Origin of the sequence: Bacillus sp. V59.32b (genome assembly GCF_003429085.1) — a bacterium.
Taxonomy (GTDB): Bacteria; Bacillota; Bacilli; order Bacillales; family DSM-1321; genus Peribacillus.
The window spans coordinates 37,934-62,229 of record NZ_QVTC01000016.1 but is presented as its reverse complement, the minus strand read 5'-3'; the positions used below and the strand labels follow the sequence as shown (position 1 = coordinate 62,229).

Here is a 24,296-nt window from a genome sequence, read left to right as displayed (position 1 = left end):
TACGAGTGAGGAGGCTTGCCAGTTCGTCCGCGGAAAGCGAGTAGATTCCATGACCATTTAAAAATCAACAATGGAATTTAACAGAGCCTATGGATTAAATAAAAATGAGCTGCTACGGGATGAATATCTTCTAGTGGAAGGCACAATTAGAAGTATTGGATTCACTTGAGGGATCTATTTACAGAAACGGGTGCTTTCTTGGTAGAAGATAGAATCTTTTTTAAAAAGGTAATGATAAAACTTAATAAATCGAGTGTAAACTCATTACACACTATGAGATGGGTTGCAGCTTGAAAGGTTTTATTTTATTAGCGGATGGGAAGAGGGAATGACAGGGCACTTGACAGGAGGAATACTAAATGACGAAAACAATTTTTATTACGGGTGCAGGCAGTGGGCTTGGAAGAGGCGCCTCACTCGGTCTTGCAAAGAAAGGATACCGTGTCATTGCAACGACAGAACTAACTTCTCAGAAAACCGATCTTATTCGGGAAGCACGTGAACAGGGCTTGGACATAGAGGTATTCAAGCTCGATATTACGAACCAACGGGATCGGGAGCAGATTGAAAAGTATGATTTTGACGTGTTTGTGGCCAATGCCGCAATCAATGAAGGCGGGCCACTCGGGGAAGTGCCAATGGACCGATTCCGTGCGCTATTTGAAGTGAATGTATTCGCAACGCTTGAAACTGTACAGATTGCTGCAAGGAGTCTAGTGAAGAAGGGAAACGGGAAGATTGTGTTCATGAGTTCAATGGCAGGTATTTCGGCGACACCATATGTCGGTCCGTATACTGCAACAAAGCACGCTATCGAGGGAATTGCGCAAACCTTGAAAGCGGAGCTTGAAGAGTTCGGAGTGAAAGTCGCAACAATTAACCCAGGCGCATTCGAAACGGGCTTCAATGATCGAAGTGCAGAGGAAAAATGGAAATGGTACGATGAAGAAAAACACTTCACACGGAAAGAGGCTATGTTAAAGCAAGAAGAGGGATTGAAAAATCAGTTCGATCCGGAAGACATGATTGAAAAGATGATTGAGATCATCCCAGCTGATCATCATAAATTCCGTACCGTTTACCCAGAGGAAACGGAAAAACAACTAAAGAAAACCGAACAGGATCGCTGGGACATGGAAATCTGATATTCTCGTTTTGAAGCTAAATAGATAAAAAGCAGGAGATGTCACCCATAAATGGTTTCACTTTTATGGGACAATTCCTACTTGTTACGGTTCTCGTGAAATAAACAATATAAAGCTATCCATTTAACGCGTGTCGATTTTCAATTGGCACGCGTTTTTCAGCCAACTTTACAAGTGGAATGAATGATTGATATAGCTAAGCCTCTAGATAAGGGCTGTAATACAGTCAAGTATACATGAAGCAGGAACTATCAAGGTTTCCTGCTTTTCTTTATTTACAAACATTTAAATGGCGTCGTTTTTGGATGGAAAGGGTATAATAAATGGGAAGAAACAGACATTATAGAGGGCTGCCTTATGCTGCTATGCATAAGGGATAACTAAAATATTATAAAGAATGCTTATGAACTTTGTTTTAAGCAAATATAAAATTAGGATACAGAAAGTCAAAAAGGGAAAAGGAGATATGATGACAAAAGAAATAAAACAAACAGGATGGAACTTTGACAACAGTTATACCCGTCTGCCCAATACTTTTTATACAAGCCATTCTCCGGATCCAGCAGAGTTCCCGAAGCTGGTCATTCTTAATGAACCACTCGCGATTTCATTGGGACTGAATGCTGAGGCTTTACAAGGTGAAGATGGCCTATTGGTGTTTGCTGGCAACAAGATTCCTGAAGATGCTTCCCCGCTTGCCCAGGCTTATGCGGGCCACCAATTCGCGAATTTTACTATGTTAGGTGATGGCCGGGCGATATTGCTCGGTGAACAAATTACTCCCGATGGTGAACGGTTTGATATTCAGCTCAAGGGTCCAGGACGGACGCCATATTCCCGCGGAGGCGATGGCCGGGCGGCACTTGGCCCGATGCTTCGCGAATATATCATCAGTGAGGCGATGCATGCGCTTGGCATACCTACCACCCGAAGCCTGGCGGTGGTGACCACTGGTGAGGCAGTAATCCGGGAAACCCACCTGCCTGGCGCCATCCTGACACGTGTCGCTGCGAGTCATCTGCGGGTTGGCACCTTTCAATATGCTGTAGCTGGATGCACGGTTGAGGAACTTAAAACGCTGGCCGATTATGCCATAAAGCGCCATTACCCTGATATTGAAGCGGATGAAAACCGCTATCTTTCACTGCTTAAGGAAGTGATCAAGCGCCAGGCAGCACTGATTGCAAAGTGGCAGCTCGTTGGCTTTATCCACGGGGTGATGAATACCGACAACATGACGATTAGCGGAGAAACGATCGATTATGGTCCTTGCGCCTTTATGGATGGATACGATCCGGCTACAGTATTCAGTTCGATTGACACGCAAGGCCGCTATGCCTATGGCAATCAGCCTGGGATTGGCGGTTGGAATCTCGCGCGGTTTGCTGAATCGCTATTGCCGCTGCTGCATGAAGATCAGGAAGCGGCTCTCAAGCTGGCCCAGGAGCCGATTTCAGAATATCCAAAGCTGTATCAGCAAAATTGGCTTGCGGGCATGAGGGCTAAACTGGGATTGTTCAATGAAGAGACTCAGGATGAATCCCTTATTAAAGACCTTCTGGATTTGATGAAGGAGCACCGGGCCGATTATACCAATACCTTCCGCGCATTGACCTTTGGCCAAACAGAGGGGACGGACCTGTTCAGAAGCGAGGAATTTAACAAGTGGGATGATGAGTGGCAAGCTAGATTAGGCAGGCAGGAGGAAACAAAAGAAGCCTCGCAGAAGTTAATGCGGAACAGCAATCCTGCGGTAATCCCCCGGAACCACCGGGTAGAAGAAGCACTGAAAGCGGCAGAGGAACAAGGAGATTACAGCGTGATGGAAAAGCTTCTTGATGTTCTTTCAAAGCCTTACGCGCATTCTCCCGAGCAGGAGGAATACGCTACACTGCCTGAGCCCTCAGCCGGTCCTTACCGAACCTTTTGCGGGACGTGAGAGATGATTCTATTTGTTTTCCTAAACCAATTGGCCGCCTTGTCATGGTTTCCTATTAGTAATGCCCCAAAAGTAAGAACTTTTGGGGCATTTTTTATATCTAAAAAACTGTCCTCTACTAATACATTTGAATCATTTCTGGCTTATTTCTCCATGATTAGTTCCTATCATTTTAGACGCTTGTCATTATAAATATTTTTCTAAAGGGACACTATATACCAAAAGTAAACTTTCATAGGTTGGAGGCAGTGAAAATGAAAGTTTTATCGATGATCCAGCCTTGGGCAAGCCTTTTTGTTTTAGGAGAGGCCAAATATGAAACAAGGTCATGGAAAACAAATTATCGTGGACCCCTGGCTATTCACACAAGTAAAAAAATAGATAAGGCTGTCAGCAGCCATATCGCTATTCAGTCGTTGCTTGGTAAGCATGGGTATACGAATGAGAATCTTCCTAATGGTATGATCATAGCAGTATGCAACCTGGAAAAATGTTTGAGGGTGACGGAAAACAACGAGACATGGGCAGTTCTGGAGGATGGACGGATCGTATCAGGCAATGACTATTTTTTAGGTGACTTTCCAGTTGGAGGTTATGCTTGGGAAGTGACGGACATGCAGATGTTGGATGAATTCATTCCGGCGAAAGGAAAGCTTGGGTTATGGGAGTATGTTTTATAACCATTTTTTTGCGGCAGGCTCTTCAAGAGGTAGCCAATGCCAATGGGTGAAATTTTTGATTACAACGAAAAATGTCCGGTAATTCATACCAACACTACTATATATCCTCTTTTGTGACACCTTAGATAATAAACAGAAAGAAAAGAGGAGACCTAATGAAAGCAGACAATTGGAAATGGCTGATTGTGCTTGGAACCGTAATTGTGCAGATGGGGTTAGGTACGATCTACACCTGGAGTTTATTCAATCAGCCGTTAGTGGAACGGTTTGGCTGGGAATTGAGCGCGGTTGCGATCACATTCTCCACTACAAGTCTTGCATTGGCCATTTCGACGCTGTTTGCCGGAAAACTGCAGGATAAATGGGGGCTTCCCCGTCTAATTCGTTATGCTGGTATCTTGTTGGGAGTAGGGTTAATGCTCAGCTCTCAGATTTCGTCTTTATGGATGCTCTACCTTTTGGCGGGTGTTGTCGTCGGTTTTGCCGATGGTACTGCCTACATTACTTCTTTATCCAATCTTATTAAGTGGTTTCCCGAGAAAAAAGGGCTTATTTCCGGAATCTCGGTTGGCGCCTATGGTACAGGAAGCTTGGTATTCAAATACATTAACGGTGGGCTTATTAACTCTGTAGGTGTTTCCCAAGCATTTTTCTATTGGGGATTGATTGTCATGGTGATGATCGTTGGCGGTTCGTTCCTTGTGCGGGAGGCGAAGATAAGCACCGGAGCACAAACCCTGAATGGAGTGCAAAGCAAGGATTATACCGTTAAAGAAATGCTGAGGACAAAGGAAGCCTACCTATTATTTGTCATTTTATTTACTGCCTGCATGAGCGGCCTATACCTAATAAGTATCGTGAAAGATATTGGTGTCAGCTTGGCTGGATTGGACGTGGCAACTGCAGCAAATGCGGTGGCGCTCGTCGCCATTTTCAATACAACCGGGAGGATCGTTCTCGGCGCCTTATCAGATAGAGTCGGCCGTCTAAAAGTCGTGGCCGGTGCATTATTAGTGACAGCTATAGCCGTGACTTTATTAGGATTTGCAGAACTGAATTACGCCTTATTCTTTGCTTGCGTGGCAGGCATCGCCTTCTGTTTTGGCGGCAATATTACCGTATTCCCAGCCATTGTCGCTGACTTCTTCGGATTGAAAAATCAGGGACAAAATTATGGGGTGATTTACCAAGGTTTTGGGCTCGGGGCCTTGTCCGGATCCTTTATCGCTACAGCACTTGGCGGCTTCAAGCCAACCTTTACACTCATTGCCGTTTTATGCGTGATCTCATTATTCATCGCTATAAAAATAAAGGCACCAGCTAATAAACCACCTGATGGTGAAGGAAACAGGGACCGCCAGATTCCACAACATTAGACTGAGTGCCAATATCGCTGATATACGAAATATAATCTTCCTTGAGCCTTTCAATCGTTGTTGGAAGGCTTTTTCACCTTCTGGTTACCTTGATTGGTTTTATATCATTAGCAGACGGGAAGAGAAACTGATAGGCATTTTGTTAGGAGGAATACTAAATGGCGAAAACAATTTTCATTACGGGTGCGGGCAGTGGGCTTGGAAGAGGTGCCGCACTCGGTCTCGCAAAGAAAGGACACCGTGTGATTGCAACTACAGAACTAACTTCTCAGAAAACCGATCTTATTCGGGAAGCGGTGAACTAGGCCTGGAATTGGAGGTATTCAAGCTCGATATTACTAACAAACGGGACCGGGAGCAGATTGCAAAGTATGACTTTGATGTGTTTGTGGCCAATGCTGCCATCAATGAAGGCGGACCGCTCGGGGAAGTGCCAATGGACCGATTCCGTGCGCTATTTGAAGTCAATGTATTCGCAACGCTGGAAACCGTACAGATCGCCGCAAGGAAACTGGTAGAGAAAAGAAGCGGGAAGATTGTGTTCATGAGTTCAATGGCAGGTATTTCGGCGACGCCATATGTCGGTCCGTATACGGCAACAAAGCACGCGATTGAGGGGATTGCGCAAACTATGAAAACGGAGCTTGAAGAGTTCGACGTGAAAGTCGCAACCATTAATCCGGGCGCATACAAAACGGGCTTCAACGACCGAAGTGCAGAGGAAAAATGGAAATGGTACGATGAAGAAAAACACTTCACACGGAAAGAACCTATGTTAAAGCAGGAAGAGGCATTGAAGAATCAGTTCGATCCGGAAGACATGATTGAAAAGATGATTGAAATCATCCCGGCTGATCATCATAAATTCCGTACCGTTTACCCAGAGGAAACGGAAAAACAGCTGAAGAAAACCGAAAAGGATCGGTGGGAGATGGAGATCTGATATTCTCGTTTTGGAGATAACTAGAACAAAAAGCAGGAGATGTCCCCGTCTAATAGACAATTTAAAGCTATACAGTTAACGCGCGCCGATATCCAATTGGCGCGCGTTTTTGAGTCAACACAATTCTTTCATGGCTTTGGTGATGTTCATTTGACTACATTTCATTGTAAGCTAATCCAAGGGTATCCGGTTTTGAAAGAACATATAGCGATTAAATGGTTGCCAGCCGAACATTTAGTTTCTTTAGATTGGGTACCTGCAGATATTCCTTCTATTCAAAAATTATCATCATTTTGCAAATTAATTTCATGGCAGCGTATCAAAGTTACTCACAAAGTATGGGTAGCTTATTTGTTTTCTAACATTTGTTGGGGATTAGGCAAAAAAATAATCCAACCTCCTCTTTACTTGAATCCTACATTAGTGTAATCGTTTTCACCATTGTGTGAAAATAAGCGTATTAATCTACCCTTATAATACTTTTATACTAAAAGCATGAAAACGCTTTACAAAGAACGTTTTTAGGAGGAGATTGGTATGAGTGATTCCTGGCTGGATTTAGAAGGGAAGGTGGCGGTTGTCACCGGTGGTGCCTCAGGTATTGGATTAGAGATTTCTAAACAATTGGTCAAAAACGGTGCCAAAGTAGTAGTTTCTGATATAAATGGCGAGGAAGGACGACGGGAAGACGGTTCCTATTTCATAAAGTGTGACGTCACAAAAAAAGAAAGTGTCGAAAGGATGGTAGCGGAAACGGTAAGTTTGTTTGGCTCTGTGGATATCTTGGTCAATAATGCGGGTGTTAACCTGCCACGACTATTAGTGGATGTCGTAGGTGAACGGCCGGAGTATGAGCTCAGTGAAAAAGACTTTGATTTTATGGTGGCTGTTAATCAAAAAGGCCCTTATCTTTGTGCCCAGGCCTCTGCGAAAGAAATGGTCAAACAGCACAAAGGTGTGATCATTAACATTGCTTCAGAAGCTGGTCAGGAAGGTTCTGCTGGCCAAAGCTGTTATTCCGCAACAAAGGGTGCTGTTATTTCATTTACTCGTGCATGGGCAAAGGAATTAGGGAAATATAACATTCGCGTTATAGCAGTGGCACCGGGTATTTTGGAAACAACAGGATTAAGAACCGCTGCTTACGAAGAAGCGCTGGCTTATACACGCGGAGTTACGGTTGAAGGGTTAAATACGGATTATAGCAAATCCATTCCACTGGGACGAGAAGGGCAATTACAGGAAGTGGGCGAACTAGTTGCTTACCTTGCTTCGGATCGCTCCAGTTATATTACAGGTACAACTGTAAATATCTCGGGTGGTAAATCCCGTGGTTAATCTTTAAATCTATTCAAATTAATTTAACATCATTTAAATGTAGTAGATAAGGCAGGAAGACATGGAAAAATTATAAAGGAAATTATTAATTATTCCTATATAATTATTTCATCCGTTGAAAAGAGATAGGTGGTGAAAACATGTCTGAACTAATGATGGATGGTCGAGTCGTTAAAATAGTTGAATTAGTCAGGAAAAAAACGTATTGCCCATTAGATGATCTTGCAGACGCTGTCGGAGTGAGCTCGCGGACGATACGGAATTATATAAAACAATTAAATAATGATCTTGAAGGGATAGCTGTACTCGAGAATGAAAGAGCTAAAGGATACAGTTTTACCATTATCGATGAGCCATTGTTTGAGGAATGGGTCGGGAAAATTGAATCAGAAAAAAATCTTCAGGATTCACCACAACGCAGGCTTGCTTTTATCATTGACCGTTTAATAAACAGTGATGAAACAAATACTCTCGATGAATTGGCTTTTGCCATAAATGTTGGCAGATCCACTCTGGTAACCGAATTAAAGAAGGCTGCAGTAGCGTTAGAATCTTATAATCTATCCATTCGCGGAAAACAAAATAGCGGGATGTATTTAAGTGGAAGTGAGTTAGATGTGCGCTTTTTTATCCTTGATAATGTCTATGACTTTATATATGGCGATTATCCATTGGATGAGGATATTAAAGATGAAATTCTGAAGATAGCCAATCAGCAAAATTTTGAAGTTTCTACCCAAAACAGGCTTATGCAATCGGTAATTGTGATGCTTGACCGCTTGTTAAAGGATCATGGCCTGGAGAAGATGGATGAAAAACATAATAAGCTATTGGGATCGAAAGATTATCAGATTGCTTTGGAAATCAAGACTGCCATTGAAAATAAACTCCCTCTTATATTACCAGAATCGGAAATTTTGTTTATCACATTGCCAATTGCAGGCAGAAGGACGCCAACCAATAACCGCAGCATTTCCAGCAGCACGGTCACCGAGGATGTGAAACATCTCTTAGAACAGATAATGGAACAGCTTGGTTTTGATAAGGATATCATTTGCGAAAATGAATTGTTTTTTCAGGACCTGCAATATCACTTAACGTTTATGCTCAATCGATTAATGTTTGGGATCAGGATGAAAAACCCTTTGCTTAATGATGTAAAGGCAAAATATCCTGTCGCATTTAAAATGGCCGAAATTGCCGGCCAGGTTATTGAGAATGAATATGGTTTAACTGCTTCCGATGATGAGCTAGGGTATATTGCCTTTTACTTTGGGGTTTTTATCGCTCAGAACGAGGTCAAAACAAAACGCTTACAGCAGGTTGCGGTAATATGCGGAACAGGAAGAGGGACAGCTAAGTTAGTGGCCATGCAAATCCAGCGCGTATTAAATCAAACTACACAAATTGACCTTTATTCGGATGCAGAAGTGACAAAAGAATTATTGAAATCTTATGATATTGTCTTCACAACTGTAAAACTCGGATTTGAATCTGATACACCCATTCTCATGATTAATGAGATTTTCGATGAAAGTATCGTTTCAAAGCAAATTGAAAAGGTGACCTACCTACAAAAATTCAAGCTCAGGGAGACTGGCAATCATAATTCGATCGTGAAATTGCTGACTAACAATCAAAAGTTCTTCCGATTGGATAGCAGCAAGAGTTATCGAGAAAATGTTAAAGGAATGATCGATGATCTAGGGAGTAAAGGGTTCCTTGATGATGGGTTTAAAGAAAGGCTGCTAGAAAGAGCGGCAAAGGGTTCAATGGTTTTCGACCGTTACATCGCCCTGCCGCATACCACGAATACGGCTACCAATAAAATTGAACTGGCAGTAGGGGTTTTTCCTGAAAAGGTAGAAACGGAGGGGAAAGAAATTAAATTGGTCTTTCTGCTGGGGATACCGAAACAAACAGATTATGATGCCAGTCTTTTAGTGAAAATTTACGACGAAATTATTAAAATAGCGGCTAATCAAGAATTGGTAGACCAATTGTCCAGTTCAAAAAGCTATGAAGAACTCGCCAAACACCTTGAGCATGCCAGCAGGTCATAAAAACATGAATCGAAGGGAAGTGAAACAATGAATATTATCGTAATCATGATTGCCATAGCAGTGGCATTCCTTATTCAAATGGGGCTGGGTTTCCTTCAAATTCAGCACTTTTCGAAAGCGTATGCAGAAATGCGCAGAATAGGCAAAGTAGCCATAGGCAAGAAGCCTGGAAAAATCCGTTCTGGAACGATCGTTCTTTTCGCGGTATCCAATAGCGGGAAGATCTTGAAGGCGAAAAAAATGCAAGGGGTTACAGTCTTGGCAGCTGTTAAAGATTTGCCGGGCTTTGAGGATAAAAATATTAGAACCCTAAAAGAAGAAGATATGGTACATTGCAACACGCTTTTGAGGTCAGCCATTCTGGATGCTGTACACAATTATAAGACCATCATGAGCGGAGGAGTCATTCCGGAAAAGAATAGTCTTTTCAAGAACATGATGTTAAAAGCGGAACGTGCAGTTACCATAAAAAAATAATAAGAGGTGAAAATCTATGGATTTCTTGATTGTATTTGCTGAAGGATTTATGAAATTGTTTCAAACAGGCGCAGATGTATTTATTTCATGGATGACAGGAATCGTACCGGTTGTTTTAATGCTAATCGTTGCAATGAATACCTTGATTCAAATGATTGGGGAAGAACGGATCAACAAATTGGCGAAAGCATCAGCCAAAAACCCGTTATTAAGATATATGGTTCTACCGTTTGTTGGATCGTTTATGCTGGGTAACCCGATGGCTTTGTCATTAGGACGTTTCCTGCCAGAGAAGTACAAGCCAAGTTACTATGCTTCAGGTGCTTATTTCTGTCATACAAGCAATGGATTATTCCCGCATATCAACCCAGGTGAATTGTTTATCTTCCTTGGTATTGCAGCAGGGATTGAGACGCTTGGTTTTAGTACAGCAGAATTGGCTGTCCGTTATCTTCTAGTCGGGTTAGTCATGAACTTCTTTGCAGGCTGGATTACTGACTTTACAACCAAAATGGTTGAGAAACAACAAGGAATTACATTAAAAACAGAAGTTAAATTAAATCACTAGGATTTAGAGGAGGGTTACGAGATGGCTGATTATCGTTCAATCAAGGTAGTGAAAGGAAGCGGCGGATTCGGGGGTCCGTTGACGATTACTCCAACTGCTCAAAAGAATAAAATTGTATATATTACGGGTGGCGGTTCAAAACCGGACATCGTTGATAAAATTGCAGAATTAACAGGAGCCGAGCCGGTCAACGGTTTCCAAACATCGGTCCCAGATGAGGAGATCATGGTTGCGATCATTGATTGCGGGGGCACATTGCGCTGTGGAATTTATCCGCAAAAAAATATACCAACCATTAATATTATGCCTACAGGTAAAACGGGCCCGTTAGCTAAATTCATCACTGAAGACATTTATGTATCGGCTGTAGACGTTAATCAGATACATGTCCAAGACTTAGAACCACAAGAGGCAGCGGCAGCTGAAAAGCTTCCTGAGTCTGAAAAAGAATATAAATACAGTACGGATAAGAAAATTTCACAAACATTGGCTGCCAAAAAGAATAAAAGCATCGTAACAAAATTTGGACTTGGTGCAGGGAAAGTCATGAGTACTTTCTATCAAGCAGCACGTGACGCAATACAAACGATGATCAATACCATTATTCCATTCATGGCTTTTGTATCCTTATTGATTGGTATCATCCAAGGATCCGGGATCGGCGATGTATTCGCAAATGTAATGGCTCCCCTTGCAGGAAACATTTGGGGATTACTGCTAATCGGCTTCATATGTTCATTACCATTCCTTTCTCCATTACTTGGACCAGGGGCAGTCATTGCACAGGTTATTGGTACTTTAATCGGGGTAGAAATAGGGAAGGGAAATATTCCGCCAAGCTTGGCTTTGCCTGCTTTGTTCGCAATCAATACACAAAATGCCTGTGACTTTATCCCTGTAGGTTTAGGTCTTGCTGATGCAGAACCTGAAACAGTTGAAGTGGGTGTACCTTCTGTTCTTTACTCACGGTTCTTGATTGGAGTTCCAAGGGTATTCGTAGCCTGGCTGGCCAGCTTCGGTTTATACGAATAAGAAAATATTTTCAGGGTTGTCAATTAAATCTAAAGTTACTTCAAGCATTATTGCAGCTTAAAAGGAGGCGTGAGGGCATAACTTTATGATTAATGCCATTAATTATGAAAACAATTTATGAAAACAAAGTAAAAAATATTGGTCCAATGGCTAATGCATTCTTGGAAGAAAAAATGTTTATCTTGTTTGGTACTGAGGCTCCTCAGGATCTAAAGGATTTTTGCTACAATATTGATGTTGTGGATGCCAACGGAGAAATCCAAGTAGGGCAAAAGCTTTTAATCGACAATAAAGAATTTGAAATTACTGCTGTTGGCAATCTCGTTCAACGCAATCTTACGACTCTTGGTCATATTACCTTACGTTTTGATGGAGCAACAACTCCAGAATTACCTGGTACGTTGTACTTAGAAAATAACGAAATACCTGCTATTGAATTGAACACCGAACTAAAGATTGTAAGTTAGCTATTTTAAGGCAAGCTATTAACCTCTGCTAACGATAGAACAAAAGAGGCGTAATCTAATAAGATTATGCCTCTAATTTTTAAGGAGGAAAATAAGTGAGACTTTATATTGATTCTGCAAACCTAAATCAAATTCGTCATATAAATGAGTATTTTCCAGTAGCCGGAGTTACCACGAATCCTTCTATTCTTGTAAAAGAAAAGCGCCCTTTCTTAGATGTGCTTCAAGAAATTAGAGAAGTGATCGGTGAAGAGAAAGAATTATTTGTTCAGTTGCTCGGGGATACCGCTGAAGAAATCGTCCAAGAAGCGAAATACATTTCGCGAGAGCTTCCAGGCAATACTGTTGTAAAGATTCCAGTGACAGAGGAAGGCCTCAAAGCAATTAGACGGTTGTCTGAGGAAAATGTTCCTACACTTGCGACCACCATCTACACTTCTTTTCAAGCATTAATGGCAGCATTGGCAGGTGCAAAATATGTGGCTCCATATGTCAACCGGATCGATAATCTAACCGGCGACGGGAGAAAAGTTGTAGAAGAAATTGTCCAGCTATTTTCAACCAATGGGTTATCAACAGAAATGGTGGCAGCCAGTTTTAAAAATATTCAGCAAGTACTTAATGTATGTCTGGCAGGAGCACAAAGCGTAACGGTGGGTCCTGATCTGATTGAGAAGTTTATTGCTTTCCCTGCTACTGCAGCGGATGTGGCTGTTTTTAAAGAGGAATGGCAGAAGAGTTATGGGATGAATCTAATTCATTCTTAAAAAGGGAATCGGATACTCTTATAAAAAACATAGATAACCTTACGCAATCAGACGCATTTCCTTAACAGTGAATGCGTCTGGTTTCATTTAAGTCTGATTGTTTTATGATCGATATATCGCGAGGGCTTTCACTTAAACTAAACTGCACTCAGTTTTTTTATTTTTATTAAAGTGATCCAATCAAGGGTTTTAAACTGAAATAGTCCAATGCTTGATTGACATCATGGATAGTATAAATTTTTTTCTCTAAACAGAACTGAAGGACCAAATCGTAAGTGTCACTGTCTGACAAGGAGTAACCAGCCGAACTCAAAAGCGAATCAGTTTCTTCTATATTTAGCTCGAGGGCTAAGGCAAGAGCAATAACGGTATTTTTCCCTGGTCTGTAGTTTGAATTGCGTATTTTCGAAAAAAGTTTACGGTCAATTCCAGCTTTATTGTAGATTTCTGGGTCACTGGCCCCTGTTTTTTCGATAAAGCTAAACAATACCTGATTGAATAATGGTTTGCGATTGGTTTTTATAAAATCCTCTAATTCATTCTGATGTTTATCATCAAGGATAATCTCACTCTCTATGCTAATTGCTTCAGACAAAACGAATTCCAATCTGTCTAAGTGACTTTGTACATACTCCTGCATTTCTATAAATATCTTTTCATCGAGCATATCGTGTGCCTCCCAAAAATGTCGCTTACCAGGCGACCAAATCATGGATAAACTCAGCTAATATTATATCATGATTAATAATTTTGAGAGGATGATAGACATGAACACGAATTTAACAGAAATAATTTTCCTGCTCGATAGGAGCGGGTCTATGGCAGGGCTTGAAAGTGATACCATTGGCGGGTTTAATTCTCTAATTGAAAAACAATGCCGGCTGGAAGGGGAAACGATGCTCACAACCGTCCTGTTTGATGATCAGTATGAAGTGTTATGGAATGGCATTGATGCAAGCCATGCAAGGCTGACGGATAAGGATTATTTTGTAAGAGGGTCTACGGCATTGCTGGACGCAGTGGGGAAGACCATTTTGGATGTGGGGTACAGGTTGTCGAAGACCAGCGAGGAACGAAAACCCGGCAAGGTTATATTGGTCATTACAACGGACGGCATGGAAAATTCGAGCCGTGAATTTACCTATGAAAAAGTAAAAGAGATGATTCAACACCAGAAAGAAAAATATAATTGGGAGTTTATTTTTATTGGGGCAAACATTGATGCTTCAAAAGAAGCGGATAGTATTGGGATTAGTGAGGATGACGCCTATAACTTTGAAGCATCAAGTGCTGGTGTGGAAAGTATGTATATCAAGGTGGAAGAAGAATTGGCGGAAAGAAGACAGAATGACAATAATAAATATGAGTGAACTCTACTCGAGCCATTGGGAAGCCGTGGCTAAAGTGGTGCTCAATGACTAATATTTAGGACATTAAAATGTAAACCAATCTTGTGATACGGTGAACCGTATCATAAATGATAATGCAAGATTATTTACTCAATCCACTTACGATGATGCAGACTATAATAGTCTTTGGCAAATTAATTTCATAGCAGAATTAAAGTTACTCACAGTTATTGTGAGTAGCCCTAGCTTGTAGAAAAACTCCTGCATCAAGGACCAAATCTACAAGCTTTTTTGTGTTGGGAAATGAGACTTCTGTATCCCCCTCACTGGAAGGTTCATGAAATTTATTAGCTTTCAGCTATAGTACAAGCCAATCCACCTAATTGTCATACCATGGTTTGAGGAAATATAAAAATGAAGGAGGCAATGCATATTTGAATGAATCAGATATCACAAATAAAGTTCCAAGCGTCCCAAAGGGGAAGCTGATTACCGGACACTTAAACGAATTCCAGGAAGATCCGCTTGGTTTTTTGATAAAGGCTTCGCGCTATGGAGAAGTCGCAAAAATCCGGTTGGGACCTTTCCAGAAGGTGTACCTGATATCGGATCCTGACATGATCAAGCAGGTGCTTGTCACAAAACAAAAGTATTTTGTGAAATCAAAAGACTTCCATGCCCTGAAAACCATTGTTGGGGAAGGTCTGCTGACAAGTGAGAAAGAGACCCATATGCGTCAGAGAAGGCTGATTCAGCCTGCATTTAAAAGGTCGCATATCAGCAACTATGGCCGGGATATGATTGATATTACCACTGACTATTTATCCAAATGGGAAGACGGGCAAGAGCGGAGTATTACACAGGATATGATGGATATCACACTCGGGATCATATCCAAAACGATGTTCAGCTTGGATTTTAAGGATGGATACAGCATCCTTGGGGAGCCAATCGAAATGGCTATGAGAATGGCCATTAAGAGGATGAGGACATTAATAAAAATCCCTTTATGGATTCCGACTAAAAGTAACCTTGAATATAAAAAGGCGATGGATAAGCTTAATGTAGTACTCTATAACATTATCGAAAAAAGAAGGCAGGATCATGAGAAGCATGAGGACATGCTGGGCATTTTAATGGACGCACGCGATGATGAGGATGGGGTAGGCATGACAGACACTCAAGTGCGCGATGAGCTGATGACGATCTTTCTCGCAGGACATGAAACCACGGCCAATGCTTTATCCTGGACCCTGTACTTGCTTTCGCAGCACCCTGAAGTCGAAATGAAACTTTTTGCGGAGATTGATCGTGTGGTTGGCAGCCGTAATCCGGTTCCAGAGGACTTTATGAAATTGCCATACACCCAAAATATTATCTGGGAGTCGATGAGGATCTATCCGCCTGCCTTTGTAACAGGGCGTGAAGTCGATGAGGAAGTTGAAATTCGGGGATGCCATTTTAAAAAAGGTGACACAGTTATGGTGTCCCAATATGTGATGCACCATAAGCCGGAGTATTTCCCTGAGCCAAAAGCCTTTCGCCCTGAAAGGTTCGAAAACAATTTTGTGAAAACAATACCCGCTTACGCTTACTTTCCTTTTGGAGGCGGTCCAAGGGTCTGCATCGGCAATCATTTTGCGATGATGGAAGCGGTGCTTGTCCTCGCCACTATCTCCAGGCGTTTCAGGGTAAAGCTTGCCCCGGACCATCGTCCGGTTATCCCTTATCCATCTATTACTCTCAGGCCCAGGGGCGGATTACGAATGGTACTCGAAGAAAGAAATAAACCTGCTATTGCTTAAGATTAGACAGGTATTATAAATGGGGACGGCTTGAATCCTCCCTCAGGTAAACAAAACGATAGTAGAAAGGAGAGTAAATATGGGGAAAAAGAATAAAACAGATGATTTTTATGAGGCTCTTAAAGTGATGGGAGCCCAGAAGGAAAAAGAATTAAATAGAAAGATCAAGGATTTACTGAATGATAAAAGAATCATCAAACTGGCAGGTATGGAATCACATATTTTTGCCAAAATCGTTCAACACCTCCAGGAGTCAATGGAAACACTATCAGCTTTTGGAAACTTCCCTACCAAAAGAGATATTGCCAATGTGGCAAAGATGCAGGTTCAGCTGGAGAATAAAATCGACCATATCGAGGAATTATTATCAGAGGCTACAACTGACAGTCACGCAGGGCAATCGAGTGATAGCATGTGGCAGAGTGCTAAAAGAGATAAACAATCTGACAAACGAAACATAATTAAAAAGCTCTTGAAAGATTCCCTCATCCAAGGAACGAAATCACTCCATGAATAAACGGAATAAGGATAGTAAAGAACACGTATCTAAACTGGAACTGGCATTAAAGGCGATTAAAGGCCCTCTACCTGAAATGGGAGTAACCAAACGACAAGCTGTCTGGAAGAAGAACAAAGCGTCATTATGGTATTACCCGCCTGAAGAAAAAAAGTTTAGTGTTCCGGTGTTTATTATCTACTCACTTATCAATAAGCCAGTAATTCTTGACCTTGGTCCGGGCAACAGCTTTATTGAGCATTTTGTCACGGAAGGTTTTGAAGTGTATTTATTGGATTTTGGTGCGCCCGGTTATGAAGATGGAGACATCAGCATGGAAGAATATATCGTGGAATATATCCAAACCGGTGTAAGGAGGGCATTGCGGCACTCTGGGTCCAAAGAAATATCCGTATTCGGATTATGTCTGGGGGGGACATTGGCTGCGATGTATGCAACGATCGCGGATGAACCGATTAAAAACCTGATCCTTTCTACCCCGCCAATTGATTTCAGTCATTTACCGGAATTTGATCTGTGGACGAATGCTATCCGGAAAGGCGATGTCAATTTTGACAAAGTCCTCGATACCATCCAAATTGTACCCGGTTTCCTTGTGAATGGAGGAATTAACTTAGCAGGTTCCCCTCTTCACTTCTCCAGCTATCTTTCCCTCTTAAGCAAAGCAGATGACCCGCAATATGTCGCAAAGTGGCGCCGTTTTAATGAGTGGTCCAAGGACCATGTGCCCTTTAGTGGAGCTGCGATGAAACAAATAGTGAATGATCTGCTCAGAGAAAATAAATTTATCAAAGGGAAACTTACGATAAACAAGAAAAAAGCCTTATTAAGAAATATTCAAGCTAATTTGCTTGTTGTGGCAGGCGAGGATGACATGTTAATCCCTGAAAAGATGATTAAGCCCATGATGAAGATTGTTTCAAGCGAGGACAAAACATATAGGGTGCTAAGGGGAGGGCATACGACAATCAACATTACTCCCCGTTTACCAGATTATCTTGCCGAATGGCTTCCAGAAAGGTCGGGGCCAGAAAGGAGCTAACTCCAGTATAATCTAACACAGGCTCGGTCCATCTGCGATACATCTCTGGTGGACCGTACTTTCATTTCAGGCATTTTCTGTACAAGCAGAGCATTCGGTTTATTATTAAAGTGATCCAATCAAAGGCTTCAGACTGAAATAGTCCAATGCTTGATTGACATCATGGATAGTATAAATTTTTTTCTCTAAACAGAACTGAATGACCAAGTCGTAAGTATCACTGTCCGACAATGAGTAACCCGCCGAGCTCAAGAGAGTGTCGGCTTCTTCTATATTTAGCTCCAAAGCTAAGGCAAGAGCGATAATGGTATTTTTACCGGGTCGGTAGTTTGGATTGGTTCGTATTTTTGAAAAAAGTTTACGGTCAATCCCTACTTTATTGTAGATTTCTGGATCACTGGCGCCTGTTTGATCGATAAAGCTAAACAATACCTCTTTAAGAGATGGTTTGCGATTGGTTTTAATAAAATCCTCTAACTCAAGATTATGTATGTCCTGATGGATTTCCTCCATCTTATAGGATTCCGGACTAACAACTAATGTAAAATCTTCGTTTATGTAACTGTCTACATACTCCTGCATTTCTCTAAGTATTTTTTCATTGAGCATATCGTATGCCTCCCCAAAATGTCGCTTCACAGGCGACCAAATCATGGATGATCCTAGCTATTATTATATCATGATTAATAATTTTGAGAGGATGATAGACATGAACACGAATTTCACAGAAATAATTTTCCTGCTCGATAGGAGCGGGTCTATGGCAGGGCTTGAAAGTGATACCATTGGCGGGTTTAATTCTCTAATTGAAAAACAATGCCGGTTGGAAGGAGAAACGGTGCTTACAACAGTCCTTTTTGATAACCAGTATGAAGTATTATGGAATGGCATTGATGCAAAACATGCAAGGCTGACGGATAAGGAGACGAATCTGAGGCGATTATTTATGCAGAGCAGCATTTGCATATATGGACAGAAAATATGGAATTGGTTGAATGGTTGAAGAAAGCCCGATAAACCAAGCCTCTTAAAAAATAACACAGGCATTTTGTAATGCCCGTGTTATTTACTTTTCCTCTAATGTATGTGAGATTTGAATTCTGTTAGAAAGCCGTGGAGGATAGTGTATTATTAAAGTCCATTGCCACCCAAAATACCTTTTAAGTAATGTTTATCGCTTATATTTTCCATCCTTATAAATCAATTCTGCCTAGTCTCATAATACTTTTCTAAAGGGACACTATATACGAAAAGTAAATTTTCATAGATTGGAGGCAGTAAAAATGAAGGTTTTATCAATGATCTAGCCTTGGGCAAGCCTTTTAAGAGAGGCCACATATGAAACAAGATCTTGGAAAACAAACTAAATTCAATCCTCGTTCCCTGTAATTAATCTCTCTTTCAGATAACGTATTAGCAAATGCTGAAGATTTCCTCCATAGTTATTCGGAATTTATCTGCTTCCTCTGACATAATGATAATTACAGCATACATAACTTACCAACTTACACAACAACATGTCCCCACTAAGACTAAGCAAAAGCTAGTGATAATTGCTTTCTGCAAACAAACGACAAAATCTAACATAATATGACATAAAAAACACTTCATGGTACAATTTAACCAAACAAAGGAGGAAATTATGACTATTTCAGAAATTAAGAAACATGCTTTAACATCTTTAAAAGGACAATGGGGAAAAGCAGTTTTGCTTACCTTTTTAGTGTTCTTCATCACAACAGTTTTGACCTTGATCGTTGAAGTCAGCTTAAGCGGCGGTTTTACAAACTGGTTATATCAAGAAGAAATACCAATAGCAGCCGATTTAATTAATTTACTTATCTCGCTTGCCCTCATACCATTATCAATCGCGACTTATTGGTTTTATCTTAATCTATCAAGACAGGAAAACGCGCAGATTCCACAAGTGTTTGCCATCTTTAAAAAGGCAGGGACTTATTTTAAAGTAATTGGAACGTCTCTTTTAGTAGGTATTTTTGTAATATTATGGTCTTTATTATTGATTGTCCCAGGTATTATAAAATCGATATCCTATTCCCAAGCATTTTTCTTGATGAAAGACCATCCGGAATATTCCGCACTTGAAGCGATAACGGAGAGTAAGAAAAGAATGAAGGGCTACAAAGGGAAATACTTCCTAATGTACTTAAGCTTCATTGGATGGGGAATTCTTAGTATGATCACACTAGGAATCGGGCTATTGTGGCTCGTTCCTTATATGACAACTTCCATGGCTGTATTTTATGATAAACTGATCAATAAACAGAATAGTTTTGAAGAAGAAGAACCAGTCATTTAATATGTAGCGGTTCATGACTTTTTGAAACAAAAACAAAATTGCTTCAGGTTTGAAGTGATAATGAACGGCCAACCAGATATTTCTGGTTGGCCGTTTTATGTGGTTAATGAAGAGAAGCTAAGGAAACTAACCACCGTAATTTGGGGTAGGGATGGACTGCCTTATTGAAAAAGACCATAACTGCACTTTTTGATAAAAGTCAAATAAAATTGTAAAATTACGTATAGGAGGTGAAGGTATGAGCCTAAAACGAAAACAAACCGTTATTCATTTTAGTGAAGAAGAACAAAAACAACAGTTTCTTAATTGGGCTTTAGGACCGAGCACACCATCCGATGGCGTAAAGAAAGCGAAAGATGTAATGCGTATAGCAAAAGCTATCATGCAGAATGCCAATGATCAAGAAACAACAAATAATACCCCAAGTGCGAATGCGATTCCTCAAACAGTGGTGTTAAAGGGGGCATTAGGCAGCGGAAGAATTAGGCTAAAATCGAAAGTTAAGATATTAAGGGATGGTAAATATGGAGTTGCTGCCAATTACTCACGTAGATCAAGGAATCATTAATCAATTCTCCTGCTTCTTAACTAATTATGACGCAAACCAAGAACTTCTCCGTAAAGACCACGAGAATATTAACTTTTTTCTTCAAGAAGAGGCACGATCCCATCATCATAATCAACTTGTACGGACCCATATACTTTGAATGGTAAAAAAGACAAAGTAATAGGGTTCTTTTCTTTATACAATGAAGAAATTCTAATTAGTAATGGTCAGAAAAAAAGCTTCAAATTTAAGGGGATTAAGTTATATCGATCGGAAGCTACCGATATATATCCCGCGATACGACTTCATAAGTTTGCTATTGATACAACTTTTCAAGGGCAATATTTTTCTAATAAAGGGATAAAATATAGTGATTATCTTTTATCGCAGGTATTTGAGAAAGTAAAGGATGTTGCCGAGATAACAGGTTGCTTGTTGATTGGACTAGAAGCAACTGAAAATTCTAATAGTTTTTATAAGGAATATGGTTTTAAAACAATTAGGAAAAAGCAAGGTAATACCCTACCATATTTTATTTTTAAAGTTGCTGATTTACTCACATAAGTTACAAGTAGATTGGTAGATGCCACCCAGGCTATGTGAAAATTGATTAAACATGGAATTTTTATTCACTGAAGAGTTTAGCGTCGCAAAATTATAAAGAATTATGTCACTTGATTGCAGACGGCTTTATTATTCGAAAGGAAGTTTCATTGAACGAGTCAATATAATGGAACTAATAGCACAGTGTATTTAACTAACTGATCCTTAGTGAAAAACCTAGCTGCCGATTCAGGCGGCTTTTTATATTGACACCCTGAAATGTTCAATTGCTTGTTGTCTAATATATATAGATGGTTTCCACATCAACATATTTTGCCTGCCCTCATCATAAAATGGACAAGGGGTAAAAAAGCCCGCTGGGTGAATGGGGGCAATGATGGCATTGTTAAGATTGAGAAAAAAACGTAATCGGTCTTTAGGAGCAATTTTATATTGGCAAATCATAACCTATGTTTATTTAACCATCGGGGCTATTATTCAAGGGGTGGGAATGGCCTTATTTTTATTTCCAAATGCCATTCCTTCCGGAGGGGCTGCCGGAATTGCCATCATTTTAAATCACTTCCTGCCTATATCAATTGGAGTTTGTTTATGGTTTGCAAATTTAACCTCCCTTACATTGGCGCTTACCTATTTTGGCTACGAATGGATGATCAGGACAATCTATTCGGTATCCGTTGCGTCCTTTACAGTAAATTGGGTCACGATGTTTTGGTATATACCCGAATGGAACATAGGATTCGATATTCTTTGCGGTTCGTTATTCTACGGGGTCGGTGTGGGAATCTTAATAAGATATGGTTCATCCAGTGGAGGTATGGTTGTATTTGCACTCGTGCTTGCCATGTATAAGAAATGGAGTGCTGGTAAAGCGATGTTCTGGATGAACATTTCTATATTCATTTTAACCGCTATCATCATTGATATGAGGATCGTTCTATATGCAGTGACCTGTCAATTTTTATCAACAAGGATCATTGACTTCGTGAATACTTATAAAATTGAATTTTCCTTCTTTCAGGAATTGGAATGGCGGAAAAAGTAGTTGTCCTTCCATTTGCCATTCGGGCAGAATTTTAGGCCCACTATATGATTGTTTTCGCATAAAGTAGGAGTGGCACAAGTCTTGTACTAGCATCCTTTGTTTGCTTGCTATTTCAAAACTAATACCACTCCTGTTTGCATTGCCAGCTCAGAAACATTTCAGGGATGAAATCCTATTTTTATATTGCTTAAATTTGCTTCTATTCATTTTAAAGGCTGGCATTCTTAGGGTTGTTGAAGTCTAACAAAAGGATATCAAAACAGCTACTTAATAAACCATCTCCACATCATGATAATACTTAAATTCTAGCAAATTATTAGCCGGATCGATTAGAAAAAAAGTGAGATGTTCTTCTCGTCTTCCCTGGAACCGTACCATTAATTTTTGGAAGAAAGGGAGGTTCTGTTCCTCGGCTTTCTGCAGGAGGATGTTAAATTCTTCTTTCTCTAAAAAGGTCATTCCGTAATGGCGCGGGTATATTTTCGGCTTTTTATCGATGCTTTCAGGATTAAGGTGGCATACGACCTGGTCGCCGTAAAAGTTAAATGTGAGGCGGTCATCATAGCGCCTGGCGAGGGTGCATCCAAGTTTTTCGTAGAACTGTTGGGTTTCATCTAAATCCTTACAGGGGATCGCCAGGTGAAACACTTTGTTTCTTTCTCTCATTTATTTCGCTCCTATCAAATAACGTGAATGTATCTGAGCGTAAACCGAGGCGCAACGTTTCCAGCGGGATAATATCAGTGAACGCAATATTGGCCAGGTTTACGTCAGAACCAGCCAGTTGAATGAAGAAGGTTTGCAGCTTTTTATTAGGGGCTTCAAAAATCATATTGTTCAAGTTAATACCGGATGAAACGATTTGTTCGACCAGCTCGCTGCGAAGTTCCCCGTTACCCCGGCACATCCCGCTCGTTCCGCTTTCCCTTGCTTCCGTGATGACTTTGATTGCACCTGCTTCGAAGTCCTCCTGGATGTATTCCACCCATTCCGCCGGTTCCTGTGTGATTGCTTTCTCGCTGTCTTTTTGGCCGACCTCGCTGAAGACGAGGAATTCGTCTGAGAAGTCGGAAATGAAACGCGCTTTTTCAGTATTGGTCATCTCGAATGTGCCGTTTGAGATCTCAATGTATTGGCAGCCGTATTTTTTGCAGTAGAGGTAAAAGTCGGTGATTTTCCCTTGGCTCACAAACTTTTCGAATAGTGTTCCGCCAAAGAAGAACGGAATGCTGTAGTTGTTTAGGCATTCTATTTTTTCTTCCAGCGTTTTTGTGATAATCGACGTTCCCCAGCCAAACTTCACATAATCGATGAAATCGGCAGCACCGGAAACCGTGTCTTTAAAAAAGCTTAACGGCACCCCGTTATCAATCAGAATCGTAATCCCTTTTTCTCTCGGTTTTTCTTGCCTAGGCGGCAGGTATATTCCACAAGATCTCCTCATGTTTGAATCCTCTCAATCGATGGAATTCGGCTTGCTTGGTTCACTTTCATTACAAATGAGCTGTTTAGCTCACGGGTACAAAATGACATATCTCTGGGGTCGAATTCAGGCTTTGTTTCATCGAAGAATTTCTCAGCGGCCCGTGACGCTTTAATTCTTACTGCAACGTCCTCTGGATCCAAAATTTTCTCCCCTACAATAATCTTTTTCATATATTCGGCACAGGCCAGGTCCTCTTCACTTGTCGGGTGGGAGGCGACGATGTTTATTTGTAAACTATTGTTCGCTTGCTTGCCTAAGCTCTGGACGTAACGAGCGGTCGTTTTGGCATTGGAAAAACCGGTAACGAATACGTGCCTGGCGTCTAAGGCATGTAATGTGGCCTTCACTCCGTTTGTTGTCTTTTGGACGAGCGTCCGGTCCATTAAATCGTGCATGGAAATTCGATAAGGAGAGTTATCCAGATCAAACCCATCTATCGGAAGGCCTTTTACCTCACCGGCAAGAAGATAGTGAGGGTACATTTCTTTTAAGGCAACTGCTTCGTCAATGGTGCCAGCCAACAAAATTTCCTTCGCACCATTCAAGAAGGCATAATGGGCGACAGTGAAGGCCCTGATTACATCAATCACAATATTTATGTCCGAAGCTGCCAGTCGGTGCCCGTTTCCCTGATAAATTTTCACATCCACTGCAATTCTCCTAACCCATGGGTTTTCACCCACAATTGAAGTTAGAAAAATTATATTCAATTGTTTTGTACATGGTTCCGGGATTTGTTAGTTCCCATACATTCATTTTTTCTCTTGCTTCTTGTCTGGAAAAAGCTCTGCTGATATGGCAGAGTGTTCGACAATCATCACCTTTA

The 24,296-nt window shown here is 40.9% G+C and carries 25 protein-coding genes and 2 pseudogenes; 22 read left to right on the top strand and 5 right to left on the bottom strand.

The window, feature by feature from the left end:
• The first annotated feature begins 359 nt into the window (after positions 1-359).
• The 13 genes and pseudogenes from D0463_RS04750 to D0463_RS04690 all read left to right on the top strand — a co-directional run bounded on the left by D0463_RS04750 (position 360) and on the right by D0463_RS04690 (position 12,795).
• A complete protein-coding gene (locus tag D0463_RS04750) occupies positions 360-1,145 on the top strand; it encodes an SDR family oxidoreductase (protein WP_117305672.1) in 786 nt (261 codons plus the stop codon).
• A gap of 469 nt (positions 1,146-1,614) precedes the next feature.
• Positions 1,615-3,084, top strand: coding sequence for a protein adenylyltransferase SelO (locus tag D0463_RS04745; RefSeq protein WP_117305686.1), 1,470 nt, complete (start codon positions 1,615-1,617; stop codon positions 3,082-3,084).
• A 254-nt stretch (positions 3,085-3,338) separates the two neighbouring features.
• A complete protein-coding gene (locus D0463_RS04740) occupies positions 3,339-3,764 on the top strand; it encodes an ASCH domain-containing protein (protein ID WP_117305669.1) in 426 nt (141 codons plus the stop codon).
• 155 nt (positions 3,765-3,919) lie between these two features.
• Complete coding sequence (locus D0463_RS04735) at positions 3,920-5,140, top strand: L-lactate MFS transporter (protein WP_117305667.1); 1,221 nt, start codon at positions 3,920-3,922, stop codon at positions 5,138-5,140.
• Positions 5,141-5,298: 158 nt separating this feature from the next.
• Positions 5,299-6,083 (top strand): annotated as a pseudogene (locus tag D0463_RS04730) (SDR family oxidoreductase).
• Positions 6,084-6,218: 135 nt separating this feature from the next.
• Positions 6,219-6,371, top strand: a pseudogene (locus tag D0463_RS20355) (NUDIX hydrolase); the annotation flags it as partial.
• 249 nt (positions 6,372-6,620) lie between these two features.
• Entirely contained in the window at positions 6,621-7,421 is an 801-nt protein-coding gene (locus tag D0463_RS04720) for an SDR family oxidoreductase (RefSeq protein ID WP_117305662.1), read from the top strand.
• Between the two features lie 140 nt (positions 7,422-7,561).
• Positions 7,562-9,484 (top strand): BglG family transcription antiterminator, encoded by a 1,923-nt coding sequence (locus D0463_RS04715; RefSeq protein WP_117305659.1) that lies wholly within the window; start codon positions 7,562-7,564, stop codon positions 9,482-9,484.
• A gap of 27 nt (positions 9,485-9,511) precedes the next feature.
• Positions 9,512-9,961: a transcriptional regulator GutM gene (locus tag D0463_RS04710; protein WP_174234293.1), complete on the top strand. Its 450-nt coding sequence runs from the start codon at positions 9,512-9,514 to the stop codon at positions 9,959-9,961.
• Between the two features lie 16 nt (positions 9,962-9,977).
• Positions 9,978-10,529, top strand: a complete 552-nt coding sequence (srlA, locus tag D0463_RS04705; RefSeq protein ID WP_117305657.1) for a PTS glucitol/sorbitol transporter subunit IIC — start codon at positions 9,978-9,980, stop codon at positions 10,527-10,529.
• A 21-nt stretch (positions 10,530-10,550) separates the two neighbouring features.
• Complete coding sequence (srlE, locus tag D0463_RS04700; protein ID WP_117305654.1) at positions 10,551-11,561, top strand: PTS glucitol/sorbitol transporter subunit IIB; 1,011 nt, start codon at positions 10,551-10,553, stop codon at positions 11,559-11,561.
• A 92-nt stretch (positions 11,562-11,653) separates the two neighbouring features.
• Positions 11,654-12,028 carry a PTS glucitol/sorbitol transporter subunit IIA gene (locus D0463_RS04695; protein ID WP_254052711.1) on the top strand — a complete coding sequence of 125 codons (375 nt, stop codon included), beginning with the start codon at positions 11,654-11,656 and terminating at the stop codon, positions 12,026-12,028.
• Positions 12,029-12,123: 95 nt separating this feature from the next.
• Positions 12,124-12,795: a transaldolase family protein gene (locus D0463_RS04690; protein ID WP_117305652.1), complete on the top strand. Its 672-nt coding sequence runs from the start codon at positions 12,124-12,126 to the stop codon at positions 12,793-12,795.
• A gap of 166 nt (positions 12,796-12,961) precedes the next feature.
• Here the strand turns inward: D0463_RS04690 and D0463_RS04685 are convergent, their stop codons facing one another.
• Positions 12,962-13,462, bottom strand: coding sequence for a hypothetical protein (locus D0463_RS04685; RefSeq protein WP_117305649.1), 501 nt, complete (start codon positions 13,460-13,462; stop codon positions 12,962-12,964).
• A gap of 100 nt (positions 13,463-13,562) precedes the next feature.
• Between D0463_RS04685 and D0463_RS04680 the strand changes: the two genes are divergently transcribed.
• The 4 genes from D0463_RS04680 (at position 13,563) to D0463_RS04665 (ending at position 17,508) form a co-directional block, all read left to right on the top strand.
• Entirely contained in the window at positions 13,563-14,165 is a 603-nt protein-coding gene (locus D0463_RS04680; protein ID WP_117305647.1) for a vWA domain-containing protein, read from the top strand.
• Between the two features lie 413 nt (positions 14,166-14,578).
• Complete coding sequence (locus D0463_RS04675) at positions 14,579-15,949, top strand: cytochrome P450 (protein ID WP_254052710.1); 1,371 nt, start codon at positions 14,579-14,581, stop codon at positions 15,947-15,949.
• 79 nt (positions 15,950-16,028) lie between these two features.
• A complete protein-coding gene (locus D0463_RS04670) occupies positions 16,029-16,466 on the top strand; it encodes a hypothetical protein (RefSeq protein ID WP_117305645.1) in 438 nt (145 codons plus the stop codon).
• A complete protein-coding gene (locus D0463_RS04665; protein ID WP_117305643.1) occupies positions 16,459-17,508 on the top strand; it encodes an alpha/beta fold hydrolase in 1,050 nt (349 codons plus the stop codon). The genes D0463_RS04670 and D0463_RS04665 overlap by 8 nt, the downstream gene beginning before the upstream one ends.
• 105 nt (positions 17,509-17,613) lie before the next feature.
• On the opposite strand, the gene D0463_RS04660 is transcribed toward D0463_RS04665, so the two are convergent.
• A complete protein-coding gene (locus D0463_RS04660; RefSeq protein WP_117305641.1) occupies positions 17,614-18,117 on the bottom strand; it encodes a hypothetical protein in 504 nt (167 codons plus the stop codon).
• Between the two features lie 100 nt (positions 18,118-18,217).
• Between D0463_RS04660 and D0463_RS04655 the strand changes: the two genes are divergently transcribed.
• The 5 genes from D0463_RS04655 to D0463_RS04630 all read left to right on the top strand — a co-directional run bounded on the left by D0463_RS04655 (position 18,218) and on the right by D0463_RS04630 (position 21,984).
• A complete protein-coding gene (locus tag D0463_RS04655) occupies positions 18,218-18,511 on the top strand; it encodes a hypothetical protein (protein WP_216824883.1) in 294 nt (97 codons plus the stop codon).
• 639 nt (positions 18,512-19,150) lie between these two features.
• On the top strand, positions 19,151-19,828 hold the full coding sequence (locus tag D0463_RS04645; protein ID WP_117305639.1) for a DUF975 family protein: 678 nt from the start codon (positions 19,151-19,153) through the stop codon (positions 19,826-19,828).
• 238 nt (positions 19,829-20,066) lie between these two features.
• Positions 20,067-20,396: a hypothetical protein gene (locus D0463_RS04640; RefSeq protein WP_117305637.1), complete on the top strand. Its 330-nt coding sequence runs from the start codon at positions 20,067-20,069 to the stop codon at positions 20,394-20,396.
• Positions 20,397-20,531: 135 nt separating this feature from the next.
• Positions 20,532-20,939: a hypothetical protein gene (locus D0463_RS04635; protein ID WP_117305635.1), complete on the top strand. Its 408-nt coding sequence runs from the start codon at positions 20,532-20,534 to the stop codon at positions 20,937-20,939.
• A 376-nt stretch (positions 20,940-21,315) separates the two neighbouring features.
• Positions 21,316-21,984 (top strand): YitT family protein, encoded by a 669-nt coding sequence (locus D0463_RS04630; protein ID WP_117305633.1) that lies wholly within the window; start codon positions 21,316-21,318, stop codon positions 21,982-21,984.
• 267 nt (positions 21,985-22,251) lie between these two features.
• Here the strand turns inward: D0463_RS04630 and D0463_RS04625 are convergent, their stop codons facing one another.
• Genes D0463_RS04625 through D0463_RS04615 form a run of 3 tightly spaced genes read right to left on the bottom strand, consistent with a single transcriptional unit; the run spans position 22,252 to position 24,120 of the window.
• Positions 22,252-22,650, bottom strand: a complete 399-nt coding sequence (locus D0463_RS04625) for a VOC family protein (RefSeq protein WP_117305631.1) — start codon at positions 22,648-22,650, stop codon at positions 22,252-22,254.
• Positions 22,607-23,428 carry a phosphosulfolactate synthase gene (locus D0463_RS04620; protein ID WP_117305629.1) on the bottom strand — a complete coding sequence of 274 codons (822 nt, stop codon included), beginning with the start codon at positions 23,426-23,428 and terminating at the stop codon, positions 22,607-22,609. The genes D0463_RS04625 and D0463_RS04620 overlap by 44 nt, the downstream gene beginning before the upstream one ends.
• On the bottom strand, positions 23,425-24,120 hold the full coding sequence (locus D0463_RS04615; RefSeq protein WP_117305627.1) for a 2-phosphosulfolactate phosphatase: 696 nt from the start codon (positions 24,118-24,120) through the stop codon (positions 23,425-23,427). Before D0463_RS04615 ends, D0463_RS04620 begins: the two co-directional genes overlap by 4 nt.
• Positions 24,121-24,296 lie beyond the last annotated feature (176 nt).

What these genes read in the sequence shown, in the direction of transcription:
- D0463_RS04750 (WP_117305672.1), top strand. Translation starts at nt 360, where the DNA reads ATGACGAAAACAATTTTTATTACGGGTGCAGGCAGTGGGCTTGGAAGA.
- D0463_RS04745 (WP_117305686.1), top strand. Translation starts at nt 1,615, where the DNA reads ATGACAAAAGAAATAAAACAAACAGGATGGAACTTTGACAACAGTTAT.
- D0463_RS04740 (WP_117305669.1), top strand. Translation starts at nt 3,339, where the DNA reads ATGAAAGTTTTATCGATGATCCAGCCTTGGGCAAGCCTTTTTGTTTTA.
- D0463_RS04735 (WP_117305667.1), top strand. Translation starts at nt 3,920, where the DNA reads ATGAAAGCAGACAATTGGAAATGGCTGATTGTGCTTGGAACCGTAATT.
- D0463_RS04720 (WP_117305662.1), top strand. Translation starts at nt 6,621, where the DNA reads ATGAGTGATTCCTGGCTGGATTTAGAAGGGAAGGTGGCGGTTGTCACC.
- D0463_RS04715 (WP_117305659.1), top strand. Translation starts at nt 7,562, where the DNA reads ATGTCTGAACTAATGATGGATGGTCGAGTCGTTAAAATAGTTGAATTA.
- D0463_RS04710 (WP_174234293.1), top strand. Translation starts at nt 9,512, where the DNA reads ATGAATATTATCGTAATCATGATTGCCATAGCAGTGGCATTCCTTATT.
- srlA (WP_117305657.1), top strand. Translation starts at nt 9,978, where the DNA reads ATGGATTTCTTGATTGTATTTGCTGAAGGATTTATGAAATTGTTTCAA.
- srlE (WP_117305654.1), top strand. Translation starts at nt 10,551, where the DNA reads ATGGCTGATTATCGTTCAATCAAGGTAGTGAAAGGAAGCGGCGGATTC.
- D0463_RS04695 (WP_254052711.1), top strand. Translation starts at nt 11,654, where the DNA reads ATGCCATTAATTATGAAAACAATTTATGAAAACAAAGTAAAAAATATT.
- D0463_RS04685 (WP_117305649.1), bottom strand. Translation starts at nt 13,462, where the DNA reads ATGCTCGATGAAAAGATATTTATAGAAATGCAGGAGTATGTACAAAGT.
- D0463_RS04680 (WP_117305647.1), top strand. Translation starts at nt 13,563, where the DNA reads ATGAACACGAATTTAACAGAAATAATTTTCCTGCTCGATAGGAGCGGG.
- D0463_RS04670 (WP_117305645.1), top strand. Translation starts at nt 16,029, where the DNA reads ATGGGGAAAAAGAATAAAACAGATGATTTTTATGAGGCTCTTAAAGTG.
- D0463_RS04665 (WP_117305643.1), top strand. Translation starts at nt 16,459, where the DNA reads ATGAATAAACGGAATAAGGATAGTAAAGAACACGTATCTAAACTGGAA.
- D0463_RS04660 (WP_117305641.1), bottom strand. Translation starts at nt 18,117, where the DNA reads ATGCTCAATGAAAAAATACTTAGAGAAATGCAGGAGTATGTAGACAGT.
- D0463_RS04655 (WP_216824883.1), top strand. Translation starts at nt 18,218, where the DNA reads ATGAACACGAATTTCACAGAAATAATTTTCCTGCTCGATAGGAGCGGG.
- D0463_RS04645 (WP_117305639.1), top strand. Translation starts at nt 19,151, where the DNA reads ATGACTATTTCAGAAATTAAGAAACATGCTTTAACATCTTTAAAAGGA.
- D0463_RS04640 (WP_117305637.1), top strand. Translation starts at nt 20,067, where the DNA reads ATGAGCCTAAAACGAAAACAAACCGTTATTCATTTTAGTGAAGAAGAA.
- D0463_RS04630 (WP_117305633.1), top strand. Translation starts at nt 21,316, where the DNA reads ATGGCATTGTTAAGATTGAGAAAAAAACGTAATCGGTCTTTAGGAGCA.
- D0463_RS04625 (WP_117305631.1), bottom strand. Translation starts at nt 22,650, where the DNA reads ATGAGAGAAAGAAACAAAGTGTTTCACCTGGCGATCCCCTGTAAGGAT.
- D0463_RS04620 (WP_117305629.1), bottom strand. Translation starts at nt 23,428, where the DNA reads ATGAGGAGATCTTGTGGAATATACCTGCCGCCTAGGCAAGAAAAACCG.